Below are 26,789 nucleotides of genomic sequence, written 5' to 3'. Positions count from 1 at the left end.
CAAAGCATGGTGTCTGAAAAGCATCTCGTCATCGGGTTGATGTCCGGCACGTCCGTCGATGCTGTGGATGCGGCACTGATCGAGACCGATGGCGAGGGCCATGTGCGGGGCCTGTCCGCGCACGACCGGCCCTACAGCGATGCCGAGCGGGCGCTGATCCGCCGCGCCGCCGCCCGCGCGCTGGAACTGCCCGCGCCCGCCCATGATCCGCTGATCGCCGAGGCCGAGCGGGTGCTGACGCTGGCGCACGCCGAGGCGGTGGCCGGCCTTGCCGGGCAGGAACGGGCGACGCTGATCGGCTTCCACGGGCAGACGGTGGCGCACCGGCCGCCCGGATCGGGCCATCCTTCGCCCTTCACCTGGCAGATCGGGGATGCGCCGCTGCTGGCGCGGCTGACGGGGCGGCCGGTGGTGCATGATTTCCGCAGCGCCGACGTGGCCGCCGGCGGGGAGGGCGCGCCGCTGGCGCCGGGCTATCACCGGGCGCTGGCCTCGAATGTCGAACGGCCGGTGGGGATCCTGAACCTGGGGGGCGTCGGCAATCTGACCTGGTTCGACGAGGCGGGCGGCTGGGGCGCGTTCGACACCGGGCCGGGCAACGGCCTGATCGACGACTGGGTGCAGCGGCACAGCGGCGCGCGCTTCGATGCCGGGGGCGCGCTGGCGGCGGCGGGACGGGTGGATGCCGCCGTTCTGGCGCGGCTGTCGGCGGCGGCCGGGTCGGGTGGATCGGGGCCGGGCGGATCGGGGCCGAAATCCTTCGACCGGGCGGATTTTTCGATTCAGGCGGCCGAAGCGCTTTGCGCGGCGGACGGCGCGGCCACGCTGACGGCGTTCACGGCGGAAACGGTGGCGCAGGCGCTGGCCGGCCTTCCGATCCGGCTGAAGCGGCTGCTGGTGACGGGCGGGGGGCGGCACAATCCCACGCTGATGCGCATGATCGCCGACAGGACCGGCGTGCCGGTCGCCCCTGTGGAGCAGGAAGGCTGGCATGGCGATGCGCTGGAAGCGCAGGCCTTCGCCTGGCTGGCGGTGCGCCATCTGAAGGGTCTGCCGCTCAGCTGGCCGGAAACCACAGGGGTTCCGATGCCGATGACAGGCGGCAGGCTCGCCGTCTGAGCCCTGCCGTCAATCCTCGTCCAGGCGGTGGGCGAAATGGCCGGAGAGGCTGGTGACGACGACGCCGTGACCGCCCGGATCCGCTTCCGACGGAATGCAGAGGCTTCGCATGACCACGCCCTGCGACCCGGCCGTTTCGAACAGCGTTTCCAGGCCGTCCAGCACCGTGCGGGTCATGATCTCCGGCTCGGCCAGATCTGCCGGGATGAATCCGACACGTTCGCTGACGGCATAGCCGATCAGCCGGGTGCCGATCCCGGCCTCGTGGATTTCCGTGAGGAACAGTCGTCGCGGGTCGTTCCGGAAGCCGGGGCCGCTGCCTTCGTTCACCATCGTGCCCTCCTGTGCAGAGCAGCTTTCTTCCTAGCACAATTCGGGGCCCGGTTCACGTCCGCCGCGGGGATGGGGCGCCCTTTTCTCCCGCAACTGCCAGCTTCCGGCCGTGCCCTGCCGGGCTAGCCTCCGTGGCTGAGGGAGAGGAACATGCAGATCGACAAGGACGCCGTTCTGGCGCGGTACCGGGCCGAGCGCGACAAGCGACTGAGGCCAGACGGCAACGACCAGTATCAGGAGATGGCCGGCCATTTCGACCATCTGCTGGAAGATCCCTATACGCCCGTGGCCGAACGCGCGCCCGTGACCGACCATGTGACCTTCGCAATGGTGGGCGGCGGGTTCGCCGGCCTGTGCGTGGGCGCGCGACTGGTCCAGGCGGGGATCCGCGATGTCCGCATCCTGGACAAGGCCGGCGATTTCGGCGGCACCTGGTACTGGAACCGCTATCCCGGCGCGCAGTGCGACACGGCTTCGCTGATCTATCTGCCGCTGCTGGAGGAAACCGGCCATGTGCCGACCGAGAAATATGCCCATGCGCCGGAAATCCTGGAGCAGTCGCGTCGGATCGGCCGCACCTTCGGCCTGTATGACAAGGCGTTGTTCCACACCCGCGTGACGGAGATGGCCTGGGACGACGACCGGGGCCTCTGGGTGATCGAGACCGACCGGGGCGACCGGTTCACGGCGGATTATGTGGGCATGGGAACGGGCCCGCTGCATGTGCCCAAGCTGCCCGGCATTCCCGGGCTTGGCAGCTTCCGGGGGCACAGTTTCCACACCAGCCGCTGGGATTATGATTACACAGGGGGCGACACCCATGGCGCGCCGCTGTCGAAGCTGGCCGACAAGCGGGTCGCGATCATCGGAACGGGCGCGACGGCGGTGCAGTGCGTGCCGCACCTGTCCCGGGCGGCGAAGTCGCTGCTGGTGGTGCAGCGCACGCCGTCCTCGGTGGATGTGCGTGCCAATGCGCCGATCGATCCCGAGTGGTTCGCAAGCATCGCGACACCCGGCTGGCAGACCCGCTGGCTGGAAAATTTCGCTCTGAATGTGGGTATGGGCGATGTGCCCGACGAGGATCTGGTGCAGGACGGCTGGACCGATCTGACCAAGCGCATCCGGGCCCGCATCCTGGGCCTGCCGCCCGAGCAGATGACGCCGGAAGGCATGATGGCCGCCTATGAGGATGCCGACATCGAGAAGATGGCGGAGATCCGGGCGCGGGCGGAAGCCATCGTGGCGGATCCGGAAACGGCGCGGAAGCTGCAGGCCTGGTATCGGCAGCTTTGCAAGCGGCCCTGCTTCCACGACGCCTATCTGCAGGCGTTCAACAACCCGAACACGCATCTTCTGGACACCGATGGCAAGGGCGTCGAGCGGATCGACGAGACGGGCCTGTGGGTGAACGGGCGCCACTACGAGGTGGACTGCATCATCTATGCCTCGGGATTCGAGGTGGGCACCGCGCACGAACGCCGCGCCGGGTTCGACCTGAAGGGCGTGGGCGGGCGACGGCTTTCCGAAGCCTGGGCCGACGGCATGCAGACCTTCCACGGCCTTCATGTCGCGGGATTTCCAAACGCCTTCATCGTCCAGTTCGCGCAGGCCGCGAACTTCGTGGTGAATGTGCCCCACAACTGGACGGATCATGGCGACACGATCGCCGCGATCGTCGCCCATGCGAAGGCGGCCGGCATCCGGCGGATCGATGCCGATCCCGTTGCCCAGGCCGAGTGGGTGAAGTTCCTGCTGACGGGCCAGGGCAGCATGGCCGGCGCCGCCCCGGACTGCACGCCCGGTTATTACAACAATGAAGGCAAGGGCTATGGCGAGAACGCGCTGTTCGGCACAGGCCACCCCGGCGGCCCGATGGCCTGGTTCCGCTATATCGACGAGTGGCGGAAATCCGGCGCGTTCAGGGGCCTGACGATGGCCTGAGCGGGATCAGCCCGCTTCCACCATGTCGAAATCCGCCTTTTCGGCGCCGCAGGTGGGGCAGTACCAGTCCGCCGGCACGTCCGCCCAGCGCGTGCCGGGCGGGATGCCGTCGTCCGGCCAGCCCTTTGCCTCGTCATATTCGAAGCCGCAGTAGGCGCAGCGCCAGATCTTCCAGGGGTCCGCCATGGCCGGCCCCTAGGCCCGGGTGAAGCGTACGGGCACATGCTTGGGCCCGCACACGAAGTTGGAGATGGTGCGTTCCGGCTGGCCGGCCAGTTCGACAGACTTCAGTTTCGGGAGCAGTTCTTCCCACAGGATGCGCATTTCCATGCGCGCTAGATGCTGGCCCAGGCACACATGCGCCCCATAGCCGAAGGCCACCTGCCGGTTGGGTTCGCGATCCAGCCGGAAACGGAAGGGGTCGTCGAACACGGCTTCGTCCCGGTTGGCCGACTGATAGGCCAGCATCAGCCAGTCGCCCGCCTTCACGGCCTGGCCGGCCACCTCCGTGTCGACTGTCGCCGTGCGCATGAAATGCTTGACCGGCACCACCCAGCGGATCGATTCCTCGACAAAGGCGTTCAGCTTCGATGGGTCGGCCTTCAGCGCGGCAAAGATCGACGGATCCTCCGCCATCGCCCACATCGCGCCGCCCGTGGTGTTGGAGGTGGTGTCGTGGCCTGCTGTCGCGGCGATGATGTAATAGCCCATCAGCTGGCGCTGGTTCAGATAGTCGCCGTTGATCCTGGCGTTTGCGATCAGGCTGTTCAGATGTTCGCTCGGGTTGGCGCGGAAGGTCAGCGTCACCTCGCCGAAATAGGCTTCCAGCTCGTCGGCGGTCGCCTTCAGGCTCATCAGCGCCTCGGCGGACGTGACTTCGCGCCCGTCGCGGTTGAGTTCGGGATCCGCGCTGGAGAAGAGCTCCTGCGTCAGCTTCAGCATGAAGGGCTCGTCCGCCTTGGGGACGCCGAGAACGGACATGATGACCCGCAGCGGATAGAGGAAGGCGACATCGGCCGCGAAATCGCATTCGCCGTCGAACGACAGCATGTGATCGACGAATTCGCGCGCGATTCCGCGCATGTCCTCTTCCATCGCCTTCAGCGCCTTGGGCGTGACGGCCGGGAAGATGATCCCGCGCAGATCCTTGTGCTCCTGCCCGTCCACCGACACCAGGCTGCGGATCAGGTTCGGCTCTCCGCCGGTGATCATGCGCACCATCGCCTCGGACTCGCGCGGGCTGACGAAGGTGGAGCGGTCGCCATTGTGGAAGATGTCGGACCGCTTTTCCACATGCAGCAGATCCGTGTGGCGGCTGACCACCCAGAAGGGGTCATAGCCTTCGGGCTGGGCAACGGCGAAGGGCGTTTCGGCCCGGATGGCGCGGAAGGCGTCGTCGATGCGGGTACCATCGGCATAAGCGCGCGGATCGACGATCGTGGTGGCGAGATCCGCGCGAATGGCCGGCGCAGCACCGGTGGCGGGCTGTTGCATTTGTCCTCCTCCTGAAGCGGATTCTTATCCTGCTTCGGAAGGGATGTTATGCGCCGGCCCCGCGCGCGGATTGACCCTGATCAAAGGCGTTCGGGTCGGCCCCCCGGCGAAATGTCGCAGGGGGGCAATCCCGCTTCAGTTGCTGGCGAAGGCGGTGCTGCGGGTGCGGTTGGCCTGGATGGCGGCCGCGATCCTGTCTTCGAACTGGGCTGCGGTGGCGGCTTCGCACCGCTCGCGCTCGGCGCGGACGGCGGCGGATTCCAGAACGGGGTTGGTATCGCACATGGATTTCGCGGCGCGCGCCAGACGGCGCTGAAGTTCCATGCGGCCGGCATCGCTTTCCAGGTTCAGATCCGTGAACTGGACGGCGCGTGTCACCTGAGGATCCGCCGCGGTGGCCGGAACGGCCAGTGCGGCGGCCGAAACAAGGATCAGGCAGGTCTTCGTGAACATGGCGGTCTTCTCCCTCGTCCGTGGCGGAAGGGCCGCTTCACGCGATTCCGACGATGGCGGACGCCTCTTCCTCTCAGGGGAAAAGCTATGCCCGTGTCAGAAATGTGTCAACGCACTGTCACAAAACTATAACAAAAATCCTTATACTGCTTTGCCCGATTCGAAAATCCATTGTCGCCGGGCGCATCTGCCTGCAATTGCATGAAAAAGGGCCCCTGCTTTCGCAGGAGCCCCTCCTTGATCGGGGAAGGCGTGTCCGCTCAGCGGCCAGACAGAAGCCTGCGGTCCAGATAGGCTTCCACCTTGCCCATCATCTCGTCCGTTTCCTGGGCGAAATGGTGGTTGGCGCCTTCGATCTTCTCATAGTCGATGGTGATGTGCCGCTGGGTCTTCAGCTTGTCGACGAGCTTCTGCACGGCCGGTTCCGTCACCACTTCGTCCGCGGTGCCCTGGACGATCAGGCCGGAGGACGGGCAGGGTGCAAGGAAGCCGAAATCATAGAGGTTTGCGGGCGGCGCGATGGAGATGAAGCCTTTCACTTCCGGCCGCCGCATCAGCAGCTGCATACCGATCAGCGCCCCGAAGCTGTAGCCAGCGACCCAGGTGCCGGAGGATTCGGGGTTCATCGCCTGCAGCCAGTCCAGCGCGGAGGCCGCATCGGACAGTTCGCCGACGCCGTTGTCGAAAACGCCTTCCGACCGGCCGACGCCGCGGAAGTTGAAGCGCAACGTCGCGAAGCCGCGCTTCACGAACATCTGGTAGAGCGCGAGCGTCAGCGGATTGTTCATGGTGCCGCCGGCCTGCGGGTGTGGATGCAGAACGATGGCGACGGGCGGGCGGGGCTTGCCGGCGGGCTGGTAGCGGCCTTGCAGGCGGCCTTCGGGTCCAGGAAAGATGACTTCCGGCACGCAGGTTCCTTGAAGCTTGAGGCGCCGGGCATGGCTTCCGGCAAAGACGGGCTATAAGGAGACGGATGAGGAAATTGCAAGCTTCATGAATGATCGCGCCTATCTTGACTGGGCTGCAACAGCCCCGCTTCGTGTCGAAGCGGCCTCTGCCATGGCGGAGGCCGCCGCCCGGCTGTCCAGCGGCGAATGGGCCAATCCTTCGTCCGTGCATGGCCCCGGCCGTGCTGCCCGCCGGGCGCTGAACGAGGCACGGGACCGGATCGCGGCCTTCTTCCGTGTGCCGGCCGACAGCCTGATCTTCACCAGCGGCGGAACCGAGGCGCTGGCACTGGCGCTGAACGGGGCGGCGGCCGGCGCCCGGCTGGCCGGGGCGACGGAACATCCCGCCGTGCTGGAAGCGGCCCCCGAGGCGATCCGCATCGCCGTCGACGTGCACGGGCGCGCAATTCTGCCCGACCTTCCCGCCGACGCGCTGGTCGCCATCCAGCAGGCCAACAATGAAAGCGGCGTCGTGCAGGACATGGCGGCGATTGCCGCAGCGGTGCATGCGGCCGGCGGCCGGCTCGTGGCGGATTGCGTGCAATCGGCGGGCAAGCTGCCCATTCCGCCGGCCGATTTCGTGGCGGTTTCAGCCCACAAGATGGGCGGGCCGATGGGCGTGGGCGCGCTGATCGTGCGCTGCAAGGACCGCTTCCACCCGGTGCAGAGGGGCGGCGGGCAGGAACAGGGCTGGCGCGGGGGAACCGAAAACCTGATCGGCATCCTGGGCTGGGCGGCCGCGCTGGCGGCCTGGGATCCGGATTTTCCCGTGCGTGCGGCCGCCCTGCAGGCCCTGCTGGAACGGGAAGCGACGGCCCTGGGCGCGCGGGTGAACGCGGCGGATGCGCCGCGCCTGCCCACCATCAGCAGTCTGCACCTGCCCGGGGTGCCGGCCGCGACCCAGCTGATGCAGCTGGACATGGCCGGGATCTCGGTTTCCCAGGGATCGGCCTGCTCCTCCGGCACGCTGAAATCTTCGCCGGTGCTGACGGCGATGGGGCTTGGCGAAGCGGCCGGACAATCGCTGCGCATTTCCACGGGCTGGTCCACGACCGAAGCCGACATCCGGCGCTTCCTTTCGGCCTGGGCGCCGCTGGCGCGGCGGGCCCATGCCGCCTGAGCCGCAAGCCCGGTCGCTGCCGGAGGGGCCTGTGGACCTGGACGCGCAGGCGACGAGCCCGCTCAGGCCCGAGGCGCTGGCGGCCATGCTGCCCTGGCTGGCGCGGCACCACTGGAATCCGCACAGCGTCCATCGGGGCGGGCGGCTGGCGAAGGCGGCGCTGGAAGCTGCGCGCGAAGCGGTCGCGGCGCGTCTGGGCCGCCCGGCGTCCGGCCTGATCTTCACATCCGGCGCGACCGAATCCAACAATCTGGCGCTGAAAGGCGTGATGGAGAGGCACCCGGGCAGGCGCCTTGTCAGCTTTGCCACCGAGCACAGCTGCGTGCTGGAATCCGCCCGTCATCTGGAAGCGCTCGGCACGCCCGTCACCATCCTGCCCGTCCGGGCAGACGGCATGCCCGATCGCGCGGCCTATGCCGAGGCGCTCGGTCGGGGTGACGTGGCGCTGGTTTCGGCGATGCGGGTCAATAACGAGGTCGGCAGCATCTGGCCGGTCGCGGACATGGCGGCCGAGGCGCGGGCGGCCGGCGCACTTTTCCACTGTGATGCCGCCCAGGCCTTCGGCAAGGTGGATCTGGGGGGCGACATCGATCTCATGTCCCTGTCCGCGCACAAGATCGGCGGCCCCAAGGGGATCGGCGCGCTGTGGGTTCGGCCGGGCCTCCGGCTTGTTCCCCTGCTGGATGGCGGCGGGCAGGAAGCCAACCTCCGGTCCGGCACCCAATCGCCCGCGCTTGCCGCCGGCTTTGGCGCCGCTGCCGCCGCCGCCGATCCGGCGGCCGCGCATGCGGCGGCGCGGCGGCTGATGGACGTGGCGATCGCGGCGCTGGCCGCGATTCCGCATCGGGTGAACGGCCCGGATCCGCAGGGCGGGCTGCGCTGGCCGGGCAATCTTTCCGTCTGTTTCCCCGGGCTCGATGCATCGCGCCTGATCTCGGCCCTGCCCGGGATCGCGCTGTCGTCGGGGTCTGCCTGCTCGTCCGGTTCGGGCCGGCCCTCTCATGTGCTGGCGGCGCTGGGGCTTTCTACCCAGCAGGCGCGCCAGACCTTGCGTCTGGGCTGGCAGCCCGGCATGCCGGCGGACATGCTCCAGGATGCCCTTGGCCAGCTTGCCGAAACCGTGAAGCGTCTGCGCCCATGATCCGCGTGCGCTTCCTGAACGCGGATGGCAGCCTGGCTGCCGAGACCGAGGCGGCCCCCGGCGCGCGGCTGCTGGATCTGGCGCAGGCGCTGGGCCTGCCGCTGGAAGGCACATGCGAGGGGGCCATGGCCTGTTCCACCTGCCATGTGATTCTGCCGGCCGAACTGTTCCGGGCCTTGCCGCCGCCAACGGCGCATGAAGAGGACATGCTGGATTTCACCGCCCATGTGGCGCCGACCAGCCGGCTGAGCTGCCAGTTGTATCTGCCGGCGGGGATTGGGACGTTCACCGTGAGCCTGCCGCCGGGCCACACCAACATGCAGGGGCGATAGCTGCAATCCCCGCGTCATCTGCCCCCTCTAGCCTGGTGGCCGCGCCGGTGGCATAGGGGGGAATGGAAATGAACGAAAAAGAACAGGCAGAACGGCTGGTTGATGAGCTGGCCGAAATTCACGAACGCTCCGTTGAAAATCTCAGGACAGGGCTGAAAAGCTTCCTGGAGGGTGGCCCCCCGCCCGGCGCGGACGAACGCGCCGCCGGCTTGTTCGCCTATCCCGAACTGGTGCTGGACTGGGCCGCCCATGATGGCGTTCCCCGCCTGTCGAGAGCGTTCGCCCGGTTGAACACCCCCGGCCGCTATGCCGTGACGATCACCCATCCCAACTGGTTCCGCCGCTACCTGACGGAGCAGATCACCCTGCTGCTGCGCGACTATGATGCGACGCTGTCGGTGCGCCGGTCGTCCGTGGAGATTCCCTTCCCCTATGTGCTGGACGGCGCGAAGGACCTGGTGCTGGACGCCACCGCCGCGAAGGAGCTGGCGCGGCATTTTCCGACGACCGACCTGAAGCATATCGGCGACGAGCTGCCGGACGGGCTGTGGCTGCAGGATCCAGCCGAGCCGCGCCCGCTGGCGCTGTTCGACGGGCCGCGCACCGATTTCTCGCTTGCCCGGCTGAAGCATTACACGGGCGCGCCCGCGCACCACACGCAGAACCATATCCTGTTCACCAACTATCACCGCTATGTGGACGAGTTCGTGCGCTGGGCCTGCGCCGAGCTGAAGAAGCCCGGCAGCCGCTACACGCACCTCAGCTGTTCGGGCGGGGCGCTGCTGGACGCCGCGACGGCGACGCCCGACGCGGCGCAGGGCGACGGCAGCTGGCGCAAGCACCAGATGCCGGCCTGGCACCTGATGGCCCCCGATGGCGCGGGCATCAGCCTTGTGAACATCGGCGTGGGGCCGTCCAACGCCAAGACGATCACCGACCATCTGGCCGTGCTGCGCCCGCAGGCCTGGCTGATGATCGGGCATTGCGGCGGGCTGCGCCCCAGCCAGACCATCGGCGACTATGTGCTGGCCCACGCCTATCTGCGCGACGACCATGTGCTGGACGACATGCTGCCCCCCGAAATTCCGATCCCCGCGATCGCGGAGGTGCAGCTGGCGCTTTCCGCCGCAGCCCGGCAGGTGACGGGGCTGGATTCGGAGGCGCTGAAGCCCCGGCTGCGCACCGGCACCGTGGTGACGACGGACGACCGCAACTGGGAGCTGCGCTTCGGCCTCTCTGCCCGGCGCTTCAACCAGAGCCGGGCGGTGGCGGTTGACATGGAATCCGCCACGATCGCCGCGCAGGGCTATCGCTTCCGCGTGCCCTACGGCACCCTGCTGTGCGTTTCCGACAAGCCGCTGCACGGCGAGATCAAGTTGCCGGGGCAGGCCAACCGCTTTTACGAGGGCGCGATTTCGGAGCATCTCCAGATCGGAATCGAAGCGGTGGAGATGCTGCGCGCGGAACGGGGCCGGGTGCACAGCCGGAAGCTGAGGGCGTTCGACGAGCCGCCGTTCCGGTAAGGGGCGGCGCGTCGGGCTGCCCCCGACGCCCGCCGCCTGTCGCCTGCCTCAGGCCGCTTCCGTCCGCCCGCCGTAATAGCTGGCGTAGCTCTGGAGGTGCTGGAGCTGATCGCCATATTTGCTGTCGGCGTGGCGTTTCAGGTTCACCCGGTTGATCACCGCCGCCGTCACGCTGCGGCCCAGGATCTCGCTGGCGGCGCGCAGCGCATCCGGCCCTGTCCGGCCCCAGCGCACCACCAGCAGGCACACGTCCGACAGGCGGGCCAGATATTTCGCGTCGCGCACGGGCAGGATCGGCGGCGCATTCAGGATCACCAGGTCATAACGCTTGCGCAGGATGCGGATCAGATCGTCCACCCGTTCCGACGCGAGCAGCGAGCCGGCATCCGCCGGCAGGTCCCGTGCCCCCATGACGCCCAGCTTTTCCACCAGCGGATGCGGCACGATCGCGGCGGAAACCGTTTCCGAATCCAGCACCCCCGGCATCGTCAGGCAGTGGTTCAGATCCGTCTCGCCGATCTCGACCTTCAGCATGGCAGCAACCGCAGGCCGCCGCAGATCGAGATCGACGACCACCGTACGGCGGCCGGACAGGGCGGCGGCAGCCCCGATGGAGACGGAGAGCAGCGTCTTTCCCTCTTTCGGCAGGGAGGACGTGATCACAAGCACCCGCCCCACGCCGCGCACATAGCCGACGATGTCGAGCATGAGCGAGCGGATGGTTTCCGAGAAGGCCGAACCGGGTTCCTCGCGCAGCTGGACCAGCGGGTCCACCTCGTTCCGGCCGGCCGTCAGTTCCGGCACCATCGCCAGCGTGTTCAACCCCGCGATCCGCCGGATCTGGGCGCTGGTGCGGATGCGCCGGTCCATCACCTCCACCGCGAAGGCCAGCACCAGACCCAGCAACAGACCGCCCGCAACGGCGACCGCCAGTAGGCGGCCCGGCTTCGGGCTGGCGGGAGTGATCGGCACCAGCGCCTTTGCGACGATGGAGGCATCCGGCCGCAGGCTGTTCTCCTCTCCGCGCAGTTCCTGCAGACGCGCGAGCTGCGACAGGTAAAGCTGCCGGTTGGTCGAGGCGCTGTGCTGAAGGTCCGTCACTGCGACGGAGGCGTCGGCCGCCCGTGTCACACGGCCCTGCGCCGCCGCAAGATCGGCGGCGATCTGCCCTTCGCGGGCCCGCGCCGCGGACACCTCCGCGGCCGCTTCCTGCCGCACGCGCGCCATCTCCTCGGTCAGGCGGCCGCTGATTTCCGCCTGCTGGGCCATGGCGGCGCGCAGATCCGGATGGCCCGGCCCGAACTGGGCGGACAGTTCCGCGATCCGCTTGTCCAGCGTGGCCTGCTGGCTGCGCAGATCGGCGAGCAGCGGCGACGCCGCCGAGCCGGGGCCGGCGACACCGCCGCCGATGCGCCCCAGCTGGCTGAAGCGGGTTTCGGCGGCTGCCCGCGCCGCCTTGGCTTCCGACAGCTGTGCGGAAAGGCCGGCCGTGCTGACCATGTTCTGGCTGTCCAGCCCGCCGGCGGCGCCCGCCGCCTTGCTCTGCGCGACGGCCATGCGTTCGCCTTCGAGCGCTTCGCGGCGGAGGGAGCCCGCCCGTTCCTCGGCGGCGGCGATTTCGCGCTTGGTGACGGACTTCTGTTCCCGCACCAGATTCTTCCGGTGCGTGCCGGCGATCACATTGGCGATCCGGGCCGATTTTTCCGGATCGGTCGTGGTGGCCGAAACGGAGATCAGCGCCGACTGGCCCACGCGCGCCACCTGCACACGGTCGAACAGCTGCTCGGTCACGGCGGCGAGGCGAATGGCTGCGGCTTCGTCCTTGTCATCCGGCAGGCTGGCATCGAGGCCGGGCGGCACGAATTCGGCATCCTGGTCGAGATTCAGATCCTTCACCACGTCCTGGCCGAGCACCGGCGAGCGCAGAAGCTCCATGTGGGTGGCGATCCGCACTTCGTCCTGTGGCGTCATCGGGCGTGTGGCGCCCTGCATCTGGGCGCCCATGTCCTGACCGGTCTTGATCTCGATCGTGGTGGTGGCGGTGTAGAGCGGCGTTGCGCGCGCCAGATAGACGAGCACGGCCGCGACAGCCGCCAGGACCGTTCCGAGAATCACGAGCTTGTGCCGCCAGAGCATCCGCACGAGATCGTGCGGATCCATCTCCATCTCGTCTGCCGGGGGCGACCTACCCTCTGCCCCCTTCAGCATGTTTCTGGCTGCGCGTGTTGCCATGGTTTCCGCCTGTTCCAGTCCGCGCATGCCGGTCGCCGACATGTCCGATGAGAGTAGCACAACCGCCGTATCCGGCGCTGTTTCAATGGGATTACGCCGTCAGCGCCCGTGGAGCGGGGCCCCGGCGTTTCTGGTCAGGCCGCATTCTGGAAGTGGGTTTCCGGCAGGGCGAAAAGCCCGTTGTTGACCGCCCAGATCGCCGCCTGAGTCCGGTTCATCACCTTCAGCTTCCTGAGGATGGCCTTCACATGCACCTTCACGGTCGCTTCCGTGATCAGCAGTCGCCGCGAAATGATCTTGTTCGCGTCGCCATGAACCAGCCGCCCGAGGATCTCGATCTCGCGGTCGGTCAGATCCACGTCCGCCGGCGCGGCGGGCGCCTCGACCGGGCCCGCAGGCTGGCGACTGCTGGTCAGCAGGGCCAGGCTCTGCGCCGGGATGATCTTTTCGCCCAGCATCACCAGTTTCAGCGCGCCGACGAGCGCTTCGCAGCCGATCGCCTTCAGCACATAGCCGTCGATGCCCGCCGAGCAGGCCCTGCACACGGAGTCGAGGTCATGGCTTTCCGAAATGATCACGATCTTGGACTGCGGATAGGCCCCTCGCAGAAGGGCGCACATGTCCACCCCTTCGTCGGTGGCCGGCGAGTCGACGACAACCAGAGCTGGCTCGATATCCTCGTCTTCCGGAATCCATCCCGTATCGTCTGTCTGTGCAGACCGGACATGAAATCCTTCATCCGTCAGTATTCGCCGAAGTCCTTCACGAACAATTGCATTCCGACCGACGATCACGACATCGCCCCCGATCACCTCATGTATCATGTCAACCACCCTCTCCCGCCCGAGAGGCCAGTTCCTGCGCAAAAAACGCGTGCCTGCGCAGGCTACGAGCCTGAACAAAAAAGCCGAATTGTCAGTTGCTACCCTGTTTCCGAAGTCTGGAGCATTGCCCCACTCCTCGACTTCATGTTGCAGACTATCACCTGATCTGGCTTGTTAACAAGAATAGATTGGCATCTGCGCGCCAAATGGGGGCATATCGCGCCTTGTTTGCGCCTGCATGGGGGTTAGAAGCCGGCAACTTCGGCAAATCAGGCGAATTCGGCCTACGCCATAAGGGGTAGGATTGCGTCCCAAAGGTGGAGAATCCTGTCGGTCCGGAATTTCCCGCCCGAGTCGCGGGCGGCTGCGCCGAGCTGATCCCTCAGGTTCCGGTTGCCCATCAGCCGGTCAAGCGCCGATGCCAGCGCCGCCACATTCCCGGCTTCGACAAGCAGGCCATCGACCTCGTCCTCGATCAGGTCTTCGGCGCCGAAGCGGAACCGGGTGGCGATGCGGGGCAAGCCTGCGATCCCGGCTTCGGCAAGGGCGTTGGGAAAGCCTTCGTAGCGCGAGGTCATGACGAAGGCGGCGCTGTCGCGGATCCAGCCGCCAGGCCCGTCACTGAGGCCCGGCAGCTCGATCCGGCCCGCCATCCCAAGATGTTCGATCTGCGCGGTGAGCACCGGCCGGAGCGGGCCTTCGCCCCAGATGCGCAACGTCCAGTCCGGATGGGCGGGCGCGGCGCGTGCGAAGGCCTCGATCAGATGGTCGAAGCCCTTCTGCGCATCCAGGCGTCCGACGGCGGCGAGATGTTTCCGCCCGTCGCTTTCGGGCACCCGTTCGAACCCGCTGACCGGATTGGGGATGACATGGCAGCGGCGATGAAGGGCGGGCGGAAGGGCGGATCGGCTCGCCTCTGTCTGGAGCAGTATCGCACGTGCGCGAGGATAGCTGAGCCGGGCAAGCCAACGCCAGGCAGGATGGCCGGGCTGGAGCCGGGGGTGATTGCGTTCCGACACCGCGACCGGCAGCCCGGGCCCGCTGGCCGCCAGCAGGGTTATCACGTTGATCTTGAACAGGAAGCTGATGACGGCATCGGGCCGGTGACGACGCAGTTCGGCCCGGAGCGCCCGGATGCGCCGCATCGTGCCGGCCACGGCGCCGCCCGGCGGCAGACCGAGACGGACGAGGCGGACGCGCGGATCAAGCGGATGGAAGATGGGCTCGTCGGGGCGATCGAAGGTGAAGAGCGTGACCTGATGACCGGATTGCGCCCAGTGCGCGGAGACGAGTGTAATCACCCGTTCCGCGCCGCCCGCGCCCAGTGCGGATGTCACGATTGCGATGTGCATGGCGGGCGACGCTCAGCCCGGATCCAGCTGGTCGAGGCTGTCGATGCTGCGATCCGCGCCGAACTCGGGCGTGGCGGGTGGCCCGGCGTGCAGAGCGTCCGGGCGGCGGATCTGCACCGTTGCCCAGCCCAGGCGGCGCGGCGCGAGAAAGTCCTTCGCGGCATTGTCCGCCACATAGACAAGTTCCGCCCCGCTGAGGCCCAGCCGCCGTTCGACGGCGCGATAGGCGCGCTCGTGCGGTTTGCGGTAGGCAAGTCCCCAGCGGTCGGTCAGCAGGATCGGGCGGAAGCCATGGTCGCGCAACGCCAGCGCGGAGACCTTGCGGCTCTGGCTCGCGGTGGGACCGTCGCTGATGAGCGCCAGTGGCCTGCGGCCCGCCGCCCGTGCGAGCCAGCGTTCGGCATCCGGCGCCAGCCGGATCTGCGGGCGGTGGCTGCGGTAGCGGCGCACCATTTCTGCGATGCGTGTGGCCGTGGGGGGCACGCCAAGCCGGACGAGCGCCCGGTCGAAGATATCGCCCCTGTGTCCGGCGCAGAATTCCGCCCAGGCGGCCTCTGCGAAGCCGCCGATCCCTTCACTGCGCCCCAGCCAGCGGTCGAGCGCGCGGAAGCCGCTCAGCACATAGTCGCGTTCGGCATAGAGGGTGTCGTCAAGGTCGAAGACGACGGCGACAGGCGGCCGGCGGGTCATGCGGGGCCCGGCTGCACGAACAGGCTGCTGTCGTAGCGAAGCATCTGCATCCCTTCGGTCCAGCCGTTGCCTGCGGTGGAGGGAAGGCCGAGGCAGTCCTCGATCAGCCAGCGGGCGAAGGGGGCGCCCGCCGCATGCGTCAGGGGGTAGCCGCCGCCGAAACGGGCGTTGATCTCGAACAGCCGGAAGCGCTGGTCCGCGCCGCGCATCGCCTGGAAGCAGAGCGCGCCCGACGGCCCCGGCAACGCATCGGCCAGCGCCCGGGCGAGCGCTTCCAGCTCCGCCTCCCGGCGGGTGACGCCCTTTTCCACTTCGCCCCCGCGCACGGCCAGGCGCTGGTGGGGAACGGCGGCCCGCAGCTTTCCGGCCCTGTCGAAATAGCAGTTCACGGTGAATTCCGGCCCCAGTAGCCGATCCTGCACCAGCATCGGTTCGGGGAAATCCGATGGGAACAAACCCGAAAGCGTGTCCACCGCGCGGATGCCGCGCCCGCTGCTGCCGTGGCGTGGCTTCAGAAACAGTGGGCCCTGCCAGTGGCCCGGGTCGGCGAGCGCCTGTTCGAGCGGGGCGGTGCGCGGGCCGGGGATGCCGGCCGCCTGCAGGAAGCCGGCCGTGCGCTGCTTGTCACGCGCGATGGCCACGAGCGCGGGGCTGCCGATGGCGAGGTGGATCCCCTGCGCTTCGAAGGCCGGACGTGCATCGGCCAGAGCCGGCAGCTCGGTGTCGATCGTCGGCACCACCAGGTTCACGCCTTCGCGCACGGCGATGGCGAGGATGGCCTCTGCATAGCCGGGCGCATCGGCCCTGGGCACGGCATGGCGGGCATCGGCCAGCCGGCAGGCCGCGCTTTGATCCGGGGCCAGATCGGCGGCGTGGACAACCGGCTTCAGCCCCAGATCGCGCGCGGCGCGGCGGAAGCAGCCAAGCAGTTCCACGCGCCGCCCGGCCGAGGTGACGAGGATGCGCATGTCAGCAGATGGCGCGGACAAGGACGAAGGCTTCGGCCGCCGGCAGGTGGATGGTGGCGCCGCGCAGCCGGGCCAGCGCTTCCAGTGCGCCAACGGAGCGTTCGTGCGGATCGGGCCTGACCTGCGAAGCATAGGCGCGGAAGGCCTGCAGCTTTGCGGGCAGCGTGGCGGTCGCTTCCACGAACAGGGTGGGGGCGAAGGCCGGGCTGAGCGCGGGGGCGTTCCAGTTGGTTTCCGACAGGGTTTCATAGCACAGGATGGTGCGCGGCTGGACGGGCCCGGTGGGGCGGGCCGCGACCAGGCCCGAGCGGAACACCAGCTGGTGATCGAGGTGGATGTCGCCGGGGAAGGGCAGCAGCAGCGTATCCGGGCGGACATCCGCGACCAGCCGGCCGATGGCGGCATTGAGATCGGCGTGGGGCAGCGTATCGAGCCGGGCGGCCGGCAGGCCGAGCCAGTGGGCGGCCGCGATGCCCAGGATGGCGTGGGCGCGGGCGGCCTCAAGCTTCAGCGCGGCCACCTGCGCGGCCGGATAATCGGGCGGATGACCCTGCGCCACGATGGCGACTTCGGGGGCGAGCCCGGCCCCGGCAAGGGCGGCGAGGAGCGCGCCGCAGCCGAGCACCTCGTCGTCGGCGTGGGGCGCGATCACCAGGGTCTTCCCGAAGCGGACGGCGAGGTCGTTCATGCGGCATCCCCCAGCAACTGGTGCAGTTTCGGGGCGGGGCCCAGCCAGTCCGTGCAGGCGACGGCGTCGCCATCACCGCAGGCCACCAGGAATTCCCCGGCCGATACGGCGATCACCTGTCCGGGCCGGGCGGCGTGCCGGCGTCCTTCGGGCGCGGGTGTCGCGGCGAATATGCGCAACCGCTTGTCGCCGTCTCCGCTGAAGGCGCCGGGATAAGGACGGGTCACGGCGCGGATCAGCCTTGCAACCTCGGCCGCCGGGGCACGCCAGTCGATCCGTCCATCCCGGTCGGTGCGGCGGGCGGCCCAGGTGGCGAAGCGGTCGTCCTGCGGCGTGCCGCGGACTTCGCCGCGGGCAAGGGCCGGCAGCATCTCGTCCAGCAGCAGTCCCAGCGCCTCCATGTGGCGGGCATACAGGCTTGTCGCCGTTTCGTCCGGCGCGACATGGAAGAAGCGCTGGCCGATGATCGGACCGGAATCGACGCCCTCGTCCACGAAGAACAGGCTTGCGGCGGTGATGGGTTCCGCCAGCAGGATCGTCCAGGGAATGACGGCCCGGCCGCGCAGCCGGGGCAGGGGGGCGGGATGATAGCCGATCATGCGCCCGCCGGCGGCCGTGATCAGCGAGGGGCGGCAGATCTGCGACCAGCCGATGACGAAGGCGATGTCGGGGCGGAGGGCGCGGACCTGTTCGATGGCCGCCGGGCTGTTGCCGTCCGCCACGCGGATGAGGGTTGCGCCCGCCTGCGTTGAGGCGGGCCCCAGATCGACGAAGTCGCTGTGCCGGGCGGCAAGCTCGACCGGCAGCGTGAGCAGGCCCGCCAGATCCCACAGTGGACTGGCGGCCAGCGCACGCAGCGCGACGGCGGTCGATTCAACCGCGCCGATCAGCAGGGCGCGCATGGGCGATGTCCACGGCGGCCCGGTCTGGCCGGTCGCCGAACAGGATGACGTTGAGGGTGAGGAAAAGGATTCGTAGGTCGAGGGAGAGGCTGCGATGGTCGATGTACCAGAGGTCGAGGGCGATCTTGTCGGCTTCGCCGAGGCGCGGGCCGCCGTGCGTCTGTGCCCACCCCGTGAGGCCGGGGCGCACGCTGCCGCGCCGGACGCCGCGTTCGCCGAGGGTGGCGATGGTTTCCGGCAGCAGCGGCCGGGGCCCGACGATCGCCATGTCGCCCCGGATCACATTCAGCAACTGGGGCAGCTCATCGAGGCGGGTACGGCGCAGGATCGCGCCCGCCCGGGAGGTGCGCGCCGCATCGTCGGCCAGCGGATGCTGGCCTGCGCGGGGCGGATGCATGGTGCGGAACTTCAGCAGCTGGAAGGGCCTGCCGCCGAGGCCCGCGCGCTGCTGGCGGAACAGCAGGGGGCGGCCCATCGCCAGGGCGACGACCAGCGCCGTTGCGGCTGCCAGCGGCAGCAGGGTGACGGCGGCGAGAAGTGCCAGCACCCTGTCGGCGAGGGGCCGCATCAGGCGGCCGCCTCCAGCGCGGGGGTGGTGGCCGGGGCGGCAAGGCCCATTGCCTGCATCAGCTGGGCGTTGACCTTCTCGACCGCATAGACCTGTTCGGCACGGCGGCGGGCAGCCTCGCCCATGCGGGCGGCGAGGGCGGGATCGCCTGCCAGCATCAGCAGGGCGTCGGCGAGGGCCTGCGGATCGCGCGGGGGGACAATCAGGCCGGTTTCGCCGGCCACCACCGCGTCGCGGCAGCCGGGGGTGTCGGTGGTGACGACGGCGCGGCCGGTCGCCATCGCCTCCAGGATGGAGCGGGGCAGGCCTTCGCGATACCAGCTGGGCAGCACGAAGACGGTGGCGGCGGCGAGATGGGGCCGGACATCGCGGGTTTCGCCCAGATAGTCGACAAGACCTTCGGTCACCCAGGAATCAAGTTCTTCCATGGGCAGGCCAGCCGGGTTCAGATCGGGCGGCCCAAGGATCTGGAATCGTGCCCCGGGGTGGCGCTGCTTCACGATGCGGGCGGCTTGCGCGAAATCGCGCAGGCCCTTGTGGACCATCAGCCGGGCGACCAGCAGGAACACCGGCGGGCCCGGTGGCAGCGGCTGGCTGCGGAACCGCAGGGTGTCGATGCCGGAGCCGGGCACCTGGCTGACCGGCACGCCCGGCGGGATCATTCCGAAGCGGCGCATGTCGGCCTCGTCGCTGGCATTGAACAGGAACAGGTTGCGCGCATCCGCCAGCGCGACCCGGTAGAGGGCCGCGACCAGCCGCAGCAGCGCCGAGGGCGGGCCCCCGGTGTCGGCGGTGAAGGCGAACCCCAGGCCTGACATCATGGCGTGGAAGGCGGGGATACCCGCGATGCGGCTGGCGATGCCGCCATAGACAATGGGCTTCTGGGTATAGGCGAGCACCATGTCCGGCCGTTCCGTGCGCATCAGGCCGACGAGGGCCGAAAGGGTGCGCAGATCGGCCGCCGGATTGCGCGAGGTGCGTTCCATCGGGACGGTGACGAAGCGGACGCCCATGGCGTGCAGGGCGTCTCGGACCGCCATATCCTCGTCCGGCGCGACGGCGATCACCTTATGGCCGGCTTCGACCATCGCGCGGAGCAGGCGCCCGCGGAAGTTCACGAGCGACCAGGCGAGGCTGCCGATCACCAGCACGCGGCGCGGCGGCGGCTTCATGCGACGAGCGCCCTGGGGTGTGCCGCCGCGTCGCCCTGCGGCCTGGGCGTCAGGCCGGCGTGGCGCAGGTAGAGATCCGCATAGTCCGTCGCGATACGCTGGAGGGAATAATTGTCGCGGATCCGCTTGCGGGCGGCGCTGCCCATCAGTTCCCGCCCGGAGGGGCCGAGGCGGACAAGCCTGTCAAGCGCCTGCGCCATTGCCGGTGCGTCGCCCACGGGAACGACGAGGCCTGTCTGGCCGATCAGGCGGGCGGCGTCTCCCACGTCGGTGGCGACGCAGGGGATGCCGCAGGCCATCGCTTCGCCCAGGATGTTGGGAAAGCCTTCACCCCAGCTGGACGGCATGGCGAGGATATCCACGCCCGGCAGCCATGCGGCGACATCGAGCCGTGCGCCCGACAGCGTCCGCCGCCCGGCCGGGATGCGCTCCAGCAGCCGGCGCAGGTCGGGGCCGGGCTCGTCCATCCTGTCGCCCACCAGCAGCAGATGGATGTCGTTGCCCATTTCCCGTGCGAGGATCACGGCGTTCACCAGCACGTCCACCGACTTCATCGGGTGGGCCCGTGCGACCATCGCCACAACGATTCCGCCGGTGGGGATCCGGAACATCGCCCGGAGCTTTTGGTTCAGGGCCCTGTCGGGGGCGAAGCGGTCGCAATCGAAGCCGTTGCCGATCACCTGCATCCGTTCGGGCAGATAGCCGAGCGCCGCATGCTGATCGACGGCGGCATGGCTGTTGCAGATGATGGAAACCGGCCGGTTCGACAGCCGTGCGCCCATGCGGATGATGCGCTGGCTGTGCGGCGGTTCCCGTGCGAGATCGGCGACGGAATGGCGGATGTTCCACATCAGCGCGCAGGGCCGGGGCGCTGCGAACTGCCCCACGGTGGCGGCGAGATTGCCGTGATACATCCAGCCGTGGATGATGCGCGGCCGGATCCCCCGCACATGGCGCAGAAGGCGCAGCACATCGCCGGGGCCGGGCAGGCTGCGGCGCATGCCCAGCGAGCGGACCGGGATTTCCGCCGACCTCAGCCTGTCCGCCAGCGGGCCGGGCGGCAGCAGGCTGAGAACCTGGTGGCTGAGCCCGCCCGTGCGCAGCGCGGGATGGGCCAGCAGGCGGGCGAGCATGGTTTCCGCGCCCCCGACGTTCAGGCCGGTGATCATGTGCAGCACGTCGATCCGGCCATCCAGGCCATCGTCGATGCCGGATTGATCGCTGACCCCTCTCATCCCGACCTTTCCCGCGCCCCCTTGATCCGCCGGGCCTGTCGCCCGGGCTGCGCGCGGTGCGGCGCGGGCGGTGCGGCAGGCCGGTCAGTCGCCTTCAGGATAGGCAGGACGGGTTCCCGCGGCGCGTGGACATTCGGGCATCATACCTTTGGCATGTCGCGATCCGGCGCCCCTTCGAAAGGGCGGCATGCTTCCTTTGGGGGATGCCATCCCTGTTCGGATACTCCCCCTAAGCCCATGCGGGGCGTGCGGCCGGATGTCCTATTAAGAACCGGCTTCGAAGGCCGACGCATTGGGCAAGGGGGTCGGTCAGGGGCCTGCCGGCATGGCCGGAAGACCGTGTGCTGCGGCCCGTGAACGGGGGACGGAGACAGGATGGAAAGGTCATTGCCGGAGAGGGTGGCACAGGACCGGGGCGGCGAAGGGGCCGGGGACGCCGGCCGGGGCGCGCGGCTGGCCGGCTGGGTTCGCACGCATCTGCCTGGCCGGCATGGCAGGCACGCCATTCTGGCCTCGCTCGATGCGCTGGCGGCCCTGACTGCCGTGGCGCTGGCGCTGCTGCTGCGGTTCAACATGGATGTCCCGACCTTCGTGGCGCGCGGCTTCGTGTTCGCGGCGCCCGTCATCCTTCTGGTTTCGGTTCCGGTGTTCCACCTTGCCGGCCTGTATCGGCGGGCCTGGCGCTACATGTCCTTCAACGATGTGCCGGTGCTGATCCTGGCGGCGACCGTTTCCACCGTGGCCTGGATGGCGGCGCTGGTGGCGCTGGGCCACATGAACTGGCTGCCCGCTTCGGTTCCGCCGATCAGCTGGCTGCTGCTGCTGGCTGGGCTGACGGTCACGCGCATGGCCCGCCGGGCGGGGCTGGATTATCTGCGGCGGTTTCCCGAGCCCGGGGCCCCGACCCGGTCGGCCGGAAGCCGGCTGGCGCTGGTTGTGGGGGAAGGCGACCAGGTGGAGCTGGCGTTGCGGCTGCTGCAGGCGAACCCGGCGGCCGGCTATGTGCCCGTGGGGGTGCTGGACGGACAATCCGGCCATCTGCGGATGCGCGTGCGCGGGGTGCCGATGATGGGCGGGCTGGAAGCCCTGGAACCCGCCGTGACCCAGCTGGCGGCGGAAGGGCGGCGCCCGAGCGCGCTGCTGATCACCCAGCCCATGGACCGGCTGACCGGACAGGCGCTGGTGCGCTTCGTGGCAGAGGCGGAGCGGCTGGGTCTTTCCGTCGCGCGGCTTCCGGCGGGGATCGGAACCCAGCCCGCCAAGGCCGGCCCGCTGGAACTGGATTTCATGGATCTGGCAAGCCTGCTGGGCCGCCCCCCGCGGGAAGGCGACCCGGCGGCCGTCGCCCGGTTCGTGGCCGGCCAGCGGGTGCTGGTGACGGGGGCCGGCGGCACCATCGGGCGCGAGCTGGTGCTGCAGCTGGCGAAGGCGGGCCCATCGGAGATCGTGCTGCTCGATGCGGGGGAATTCAACCTCTACGCCATCGATCAGGAACTGGGCGAGACCTTCCCCGACCTGCCGCGCTACCCCGTGCTCTGTTCCATCCGTCAGCGCGACAATGTGATGAACGTGTTCGCCAAGTTCCGGCCGAACCTGGTGTTCCATGCCGCCGCGCTGAAGCATGTGCCGCTGGTGGAGACGAACCCTTGTGCGGGGGTGATGACGAACGTGATCGGCACCCGCAACGTGGCCGATGCGGCGAAGCGGTACGGGGCCCGGGCGATGGTTCAGGTTTCAACCGACAAGGCGGTGAACCCGGTGGGCGTGATGGGCGCGACCAAGCGGCTGGGCGAACTGTATTGCCAGGCGCTGGATCTGGAGGGGCTGAACGCCCCGGTGAAGACGCGCTTCCTGACGACGCGGTTCGGCAATGTCGTGGGATCCTCGGGCTCCCTCATCCCGCTGCTGCAGCGGCAGCTGAGCCGGCGCGGACCCTTGACCGTGACCCACCCGGAAATCCGCCGCTTCTTCATGACGGTGAACGAGGCGGTGCTGCTGATCCTGCAGGGGGCGGCGCTGGCGATGCAGGCCGACGATCACTACGGCCGCATCTTCGTGCTGGACATGGGGGAACCCATCCGCGTGATGGACATCGCGCGGCGGATGATCCGGCTGGCCGGTTTGCAGCCCGAAAGGGATGTGGCGATCCGCATCATCGGGCTGCGGCCGGGCGAGAAGCTGTATGAAGAGCTGTTCGATTCCGGCGAGGCGCGGCTGGATTCCAGCCTGCCGGGCATTTTCGAGGCGGTGCCCGCCGCGCGCCCGCTGGCGGATCTGAACATCGCGTTCGACCGGCTGGCGGCGGCGGCCGCCGCCGATGATGCAGTGACGGTGCGGACGATCCTGCCGCAGATCGTGGACGGCAGCTGGCGGCCGAACGTGGATCCGCTGAGGGATCTGATGGTGGTGGGCTGGGGGCAGCAGCCCCGGGTGGCCGAGGCGGCGGAATGAGCCTGCTGCTGACGGAACGGCGCCCGGACGTGGCCGGGTTCGCACGGTCTGGCTGGCCTGTCCATGACCCGGACGAGGTGGACGCCGTTGTGGCGGTGCTGCGATCCGGGCGGGTCAATTCCCTGCAGCATGGCGACAATTGCCGGGCATTCGAACAGGCCTGCGCCGCGCGCTTCGGCGGTGCGCATGCCATCGCCATGGCGAACGGCACGGTCACGCTGGAAGTGGCGATGGAGGCGTTGGGCATCGGCCCCGGCGATGAGGTGGTGGTGTCGCCGCGAAGCTTCATGGCTTCGGCCAGCGCGGTCGTCCGTGTGGGGGCCAGGCCGCTGTTCGCGGACGTGGATCCGGACAGCCAGTCGATCACGGCCGCCACGATCGAGCGGGTGCTGACACCGCGCACGCGCGCCATCATGCCGGTCCATCTGGCGGGCTGGCCCGCCGACATGCCGGCCATCCTTGCGCTTGCGCGGGCGCGCGGGCTGCTGGTGATCGAGGATTGCGCCCAGGCCCATGGCGCGACCATCGGCGGCCAGCCCGTCGGCTCGTTCGGGGATGCGGCGTCCTTTTCCTTCTGCACGGACAAGATCCTGTCCACCGGCGGGGAAGGCGGAATGCTGCTGGTGAAGGATCCGGCCGTGCATGCGAAGGCCTGGTCGCTGAAGGATCATGGCAAGCGGCTGGAACCGCCGCAGCCGCCCGGAATCGCCTTCCGCTGGCTGCACGACGGGTTCGGCACGAACCTGCGGCTGACGGAGATGCAGGCGGCGATCGGGCTTCGGCAGATGACGAAGCTGGCCCGGTGGCTGGCCGCGCGCCGCGCCAATGCCGAGGCGGCGGCCGCCGAACTGCGCGCCGTGCCGGCCATCCGCCTGCCGTGGCCCGGGCCGGGGATCGGCCACGCCTGGTACCGGCTGACGGCGTTCGTCAGGCCCGAACGGCTGAAGCCGGGCGAGAGCCGCGACAGCATCCTGGCCCGCGCCCAGGCGGAAGGGCTGCCCTGCTTCAGCGGCAGCTGCCCCGAAATCTACCGCGAGCGGGCCTTCGAGCGGCTGGGCCCGTTCGAGCGGCTCCCCGTGGCGCGCGAACTGGGCGAAACCAGCCTGGTGCTGCAGGTGGATCCCACGCTGACGCCTGCGGACCTGCGCCGGACGGCGCACCGCCTTGCGGAAATCGTGATGGAGGCTGGCCTGCCATGACGAACGGCGCAGACCGGCTGCCCGAGTTCGTGATCATCGGCGCGGTGAAGGGGGCGACCACCTGGGTCGCGCACCAGCTGCGCAGCCAGCCCGGCATCTTCATGCCGCAGCAGGAACCGCATTATTTCAGCACTGCCTTCGATCGCGGAATCGACTGGTACGCCAACCTGTTCCGCGAAGCGCCCGCGGGCGCGCGGATCGGGGAGAAATCCGCCGACTATCTGGCCCACCCCCGGGCGGCGGCGCGGCTGGCGGCGCTGCTGCCCGACGCCCGGCTTGTGGTGCAGCTGAGGAACCCGGTGGACCGGGCCTATTCGGATTACTGCATGCTGTTCCGGCGGGGGACAGTGGATGGCGATATCCGCCGGCACCTTTCCCCTCGGGGCGAACATCCGCGCTTCCTGGAAGATGGCTTCTACTGGCGGCACCTTTCCCGCTGGCTGCGGCATTTTCGGCCCGGCCAGATGCACATCCTGTTCTATGATGATGTCCTGGCCGATGCCGAAGGCGAACTGGCCCGGGTGTCGGCGCATCTGCGGCTGGGGGCTGTAACCCCCGTTGCCCCCGGGCAGCGCCGGAACGACAGCCAGGCGCGAATGTTGCCGTTGCCGCTGCGGCGTGCGGTGGCGCCGCTGAAGCCGGTGGTGGCGCCGTTCCGCGACACGGGCTGGTTCCAGTCCCTCCACGGACGGCTGGCGCGACCGGTCGTCTATCCGCCGATGGATGCCGACATCCGGCGACGGCTGGAAGATCTCTATGCCGATGATGTGGCGGCGCTTGCCCGCCATGTCGGGCGGGATCTTTCCGGGTGGATCCGGCCGAAGGCGGGGGTGGCCGCGTGAACGCCCTGCCGGCGCGGCTGGAGGCTTCGGCAGACGACGGACGCCGGGGTGCTCGTTTCTGGGTTCTGTTCGCTGCGGTGTTCACGGCGGCCTACATCAGCTGGCGGCCGTTCGAGATCCTGTTCACGCTGAGCGACGCGTTGTTCTGCGTGGCGCTGGTGCTGGCGGTTCAGGCCGGGCAGTTGCCGCTGGCGCCGTTCGGGCCGCTTTCGGGCCCCTGGTACCTGTGCGTGCTGGTGCTGCTGTCGGGCCTGTTCCTGGGCAGCATGGTGAACGGCGATCCCGAACGCTGGCTGGTCGTCGCCCTGCAGTACAGCTTTGCCTATCTGCTGCTGCCGATGCTGCTGGTGATGCCATCCCAGCCGCAGTCCCGCCTGCTGCTGCTGGCTTTTGCCATGGGCGTTGCCGCGATGCAGCTGTTCGGCGCGGCGGTCTATTTCGGCTACAAGGGCGATTATCTGGAGATCGAGGCGATGTTCGGACACGCCTTCGTGTCCGGCAGCCGGCGGCTGGGCGCCTTCCTGGCGGACGCCAACTGGAATTCCGCCATGTGCGCGATGGCGCTTCCCTGCGTGATTTACCTGCTGAACCGGCAGGTGATCCGCTGGTGGTTGGCGGGCCTGCTGCTGGTTTCGCTGGGCCTGGGCGTTCTTCTGTCGGGATCTTTCAGCGGTTTCATGTCTGCCGCGCTGGCGCTGCTGGTGGTGGGGGCTGCATCCGGCATGCGCCGTGGCCTGCGGCTGGCGATGGCGGCCGGGGTGATGGCCGGGGTGTATCTGCTGGCCGGCGGGCCGCTGCCGCAGGCGTTTGCGAAGCGTGTCGCGCCGGCGCTGGAGCGGGGCGACCTGAACGACGCCGGCACCTTCCAGGGCCGATGGGACCTGATGGTGGAGGCCTGGAACATGACCGACCAGACGATGCTGGTGGGCCTGGGCGTCGATCAGTATCGCCTGGTCAGCGCCCATGGCGCGCCGGTGCACAACATCTATCTGCTGCTGTGGACCGAAGGGGGCCTGTTCGCGCTTCTGGGCTGGGTCGGGCTGCTGGTGCTGATGGGCGTGATCACCGGGGTCTGCGCGCGGATCGATCGGCAGACCGCCGGGCTGGCGGCGGCCGGCTTCCTGGTATTCCTGATCCAGACCACCGCAAACCCGCACATGTATGCCCGGATGTGGATCGTGCCCCTGCTGCTGATGATGGGCCTTGCCTATCGCGTGGGGCGCGGGCGCACGCAGCTGCACCGACTGCCATGACAGGAGCTGA

General features: G+C 68.9%; 25 protein-coding genes. 10 read left to right on the top strand and 15 right to left on the bottom strand.

Going from position 1 to position 26,789, the window contains the following annotated elements; translation table 11 throughout:
- The first annotated feature begins 6 nt into the window (after window positions 1-6).
- On the top strand, window positions 7-1,119 hold the full coding sequence (locus ACW9TV_RS01470) for an anhydro-N-acetylmuramic acid kinase (protein ID WP_494304096.1): 1,113 nt from the start codon (window positions 7-9) through the stop codon (window positions 1,117-1,119).
- Between the two features lie 9 nt (window positions 1,120-1,128).
- Here the strand turns inward: ACW9TV_RS01470 and ACW9TV_RS01465 are convergent, their stop codons facing one another.
- Window positions 1,129-1,452, bottom strand: a complete 324-nt coding sequence (locus ACW9TV_RS01465; protein WP_494304095.1) for a hypothetical protein — start codon at window positions 1,450-1,452, stop codon at window positions 1,129-1,131.
- Between the two features lie 150 nt (window positions 1,453-1,602).
- Here ACW9TV_RS01465 and ACW9TV_RS01460 point away from each other — a divergent pair, with 150 nt between their 5' ends.
- Window positions 1,603-3,393 (top strand): flavin-containing monooxygenase, encoded by a 1,791-nt coding sequence (locus tag ACW9TV_RS01460; RefSeq protein WP_494304094.1) that lies wholly within the window; start codon window positions 1,603-1,605, stop codon window positions 3,391-3,393.
- Window positions 3,394-3,399: 6 nt separating this feature from the next.
- Here ACW9TV_RS01460 and ACW9TV_RS01455 read toward each other — a convergent pair whose 3' ends face one another.
- From ACW9TV_RS01455 to ACW9TV_RS01440, 4 genes are all read right to left on the bottom strand, one after another.
- Window positions 3,400-3,579 (bottom strand): rubredoxin, encoded by a 180-nt coding sequence (locus tag ACW9TV_RS01455; protein ID WP_494304093.1) that lies wholly within the window; start codon window positions 3,577-3,579, stop codon window positions 3,400-3,402.
- Between the two features lie 9 nt (window positions 3,580-3,588).
- Window positions 3,589-4,887, bottom strand: a complete 1,299-nt coding sequence (locus ACW9TV_RS01450; protein ID WP_494304092.1) for a cytochrome P450 — start codon at window positions 4,885-4,887, stop codon at window positions 3,589-3,591.
- 135 nt (window positions 4,888-5,022) lie between these two features.
- Window positions 5,023-5,340 (bottom strand): UrcA family protein, encoded by a 318-nt coding sequence (locus tag ACW9TV_RS01445; protein WP_494304091.1) that lies wholly within the window; start codon window positions 5,338-5,340, stop codon window positions 5,023-5,025.
- A gap of 260 nt (window positions 5,341-5,600) precedes the next feature.
- The gene (locus ACW9TV_RS01440; protein WP_494304090.1) at window positions 5,601-6,248 is read right to left on the bottom strand and encodes an alpha/beta hydrolase; all 648 of its coding nucleotides are present in this window, start codon (window positions 6,246-6,248) and stop codon (window positions 5,601-5,603) included.
- A gap of 85 nt (window positions 6,249-6,333) precedes the next feature.
- On the opposite strand from ACW9TV_RS01440, the gene ACW9TV_RS01435 reads away from it, so the two are divergent.
- From ACW9TV_RS01435 to ACW9TV_RS01420, 4 genes are all read left to right on the top strand, one after another.
- Window positions 6,334-7,407, top strand: a complete 1,074-nt coding sequence (locus ACW9TV_RS01435) for a cysteine desulfurase family protein (RefSeq protein ID WP_494304089.1) — start codon at window positions 6,334-6,336, stop codon at window positions 7,405-7,407.
- Window positions 7,397-8,548, top strand: a complete 1,152-nt coding sequence (locus ACW9TV_RS01430; protein ID WP_494304088.1) for a cysteine desulfurase family protein — start codon at window positions 7,397-7,399, stop codon at window positions 8,546-8,548. Before ACW9TV_RS01435 ends, ACW9TV_RS01430 begins: the two co-directional genes overlap by 11 nt.
- Entirely contained in the window at window positions 8,545-8,880 is a 336-nt protein-coding gene (locus ACW9TV_RS01425) for a 2Fe-2S iron-sulfur cluster-binding protein (RefSeq protein WP_494304087.1), read from the top strand. The genes ACW9TV_RS01430 and ACW9TV_RS01425 overlap by 4 nt, the downstream gene beginning before the upstream one ends.
- 68 nt (window positions 8,881-8,948) lie before the next feature.
- Entirely contained in the window at window positions 8,949-10,403 is a 1,455-nt protein-coding gene (locus tag ACW9TV_RS01420; RefSeq protein ID WP_494304086.1) for an AMP nucleosidase, read from the top strand.
- Window positions 10,404-10,451: 48 nt separating this feature from the next.
- On the opposite strand, the gene ACW9TV_RS01415 is transcribed toward ACW9TV_RS01420, so the two are convergent.
- The 10 genes from ACW9TV_RS01415 to ACW9TV_RS01370 form a co-directional block, all read right to left on the bottom strand.
- Window positions 10,452-12,662 (bottom strand): GumC family protein, encoded by a 2,211-nt coding sequence (locus tag ACW9TV_RS01415; protein ID WP_494304085.1) that lies wholly within the window; start codon window positions 12,660-12,662, stop codon window positions 10,452-10,454.
- Window positions 12,663-12,769: 107 nt separating this feature from the next.
- Window positions 12,770-13,459 carry a LuxR C-terminal-related transcriptional regulator gene (locus ACW9TV_RS01410; protein WP_494304084.1) on the bottom strand — a complete coding sequence of 230 codons (690 nt, stop codon included), beginning with the start codon at window positions 13,457-13,459 and terminating at the stop codon, window positions 12,770-12,772.
- A 284-nt stretch (window positions 13,460-13,743) separates the two neighbouring features.
- A complete protein-coding gene (locus ACW9TV_RS01405; RefSeq protein ID WP_494304083.1) occupies window positions 13,744-14,811 on the bottom strand; it encodes a glycosyltransferase family 4 protein in 1,068 nt (355 codons plus the stop codon).
- 12 nt (window positions 14,812-14,823) lie between these two features.
- On the bottom strand, window positions 14,824-15,501 hold the full coding sequence (locus ACW9TV_RS01400) for an HAD family hydrolase (RefSeq protein ID WP_494304082.1): 678 nt from the start codon (window positions 15,499-15,501) through the stop codon (window positions 14,824-14,826).
- On the bottom strand, window positions 15,498-16,469 hold the full coding sequence (locus ACW9TV_RS01395) for an ATP-grasp domain-containing protein (RefSeq protein WP_494304081.1): 972 nt from the start codon (window positions 16,467-16,469) through the stop codon (window positions 15,498-15,500). The genes ACW9TV_RS01400 and ACW9TV_RS01395 overlap by 4 nt, the downstream gene beginning before the upstream one ends.
- Window position 16,470: 1 nt before the next feature.
- On the bottom strand, window positions 16,471-17,157 hold the full coding sequence (locus ACW9TV_RS01390; protein ID WP_494304080.1) for a PIG-L deacetylase family protein: 687 nt from the start codon (window positions 17,155-17,157) through the stop codon (window positions 16,471-16,473).
- Window positions 17,154-18,059 (bottom strand): methionyl-tRNA formyltransferase, encoded by a 906-nt coding sequence (locus ACW9TV_RS01385; RefSeq protein WP_494304079.1) that lies wholly within the window; start codon window positions 18,057-18,059, stop codon window positions 17,154-17,156. The genes ACW9TV_RS01390 and ACW9TV_RS01385 overlap by 4 nt, the downstream gene beginning before the upstream one ends.
- Entirely contained in the window at window positions 18,031-18,627 is a 597-nt protein-coding gene (locus tag ACW9TV_RS01380; protein WP_494304078.1) for a sugar transferase, read from the bottom strand. The genes ACW9TV_RS01385 and ACW9TV_RS01380 overlap by 29 nt, the downstream gene beginning before the upstream one ends.
- Window positions 18,627-19,799, bottom strand: coding sequence for a glycosyltransferase family 4 protein (locus tag ACW9TV_RS01375; protein WP_494304077.1), 1,173 nt, complete (start codon window positions 19,797-19,799; stop codon window positions 18,627-18,629). Before ACW9TV_RS01375 ends, ACW9TV_RS01380 begins: the two co-directional genes overlap by 1 nt.
- On the bottom strand, window positions 19,796-21,034 hold the full coding sequence (locus tag ACW9TV_RS01370) for a glycosyltransferase (protein ID WP_494304076.1): 1,239 nt from the start codon (window positions 21,032-21,034) through the stop codon (window positions 19,796-19,798). Before ACW9TV_RS01370 ends, ACW9TV_RS01375 begins: the two co-directional genes overlap by 4 nt.
- A gap of 399 nt (window positions 21,035-21,433) precedes the next feature.
- Here ACW9TV_RS01370 and ACW9TV_RS01365 point away from each other — a divergent pair, with 399 nt between their 5' ends.
- Genes ACW9TV_RS01365 through ACW9TV_RS01350 form a run of 4 tightly spaced genes read left to right on the top strand, consistent with a single transcriptional unit; the run spans window position 21,434 to window position 26,779 of the window.
- A complete protein-coding gene (locus ACW9TV_RS01365) occupies window positions 21,434-23,485 on the top strand; it encodes a polysaccharide biosynthesis protein (RefSeq protein ID WP_494304075.1) in 2,052 nt (683 codons plus the stop codon).
- Window positions 23,482-24,684 carry a DegT/DnrJ/EryC1/StrS family aminotransferase gene (locus ACW9TV_RS01360; protein WP_494304074.1) on the top strand — a complete coding sequence of 401 codons (1,203 nt, stop codon included), beginning with the start codon at window positions 23,482-23,484 and terminating at the stop codon, window positions 24,682-24,684. The genes ACW9TV_RS01365 and ACW9TV_RS01360 overlap by 4 nt, the downstream gene beginning before the upstream one ends.
- Entirely contained in the window at window positions 24,681-25,526 is an 846-nt protein-coding gene (locus ACW9TV_RS01355; RefSeq protein ID WP_494304073.1) for a sulfotransferase, read from the top strand. Before ACW9TV_RS01360 ends, ACW9TV_RS01355 begins: the two co-directional genes overlap by 4 nt.
- Complete coding sequence (locus tag ACW9TV_RS01350; RefSeq protein ID WP_494304072.1) at window positions 25,493-26,779, top strand: O-antigen ligase family protein; 1,287 nt, start codon at window positions 25,493-25,495, stop codon at window positions 26,777-26,779. Before ACW9TV_RS01355 ends, ACW9TV_RS01350 begins: the two co-directional genes overlap by 34 nt.
- Window positions 26,780-26,789 lie beyond the last annotated feature (10 nt).

The organism is Sandaracinobacter sp. T42 (assembly GCF_059115405.1).
This window is presented reverse-complemented; position numbering and strand designations above follow the sequence as displayed.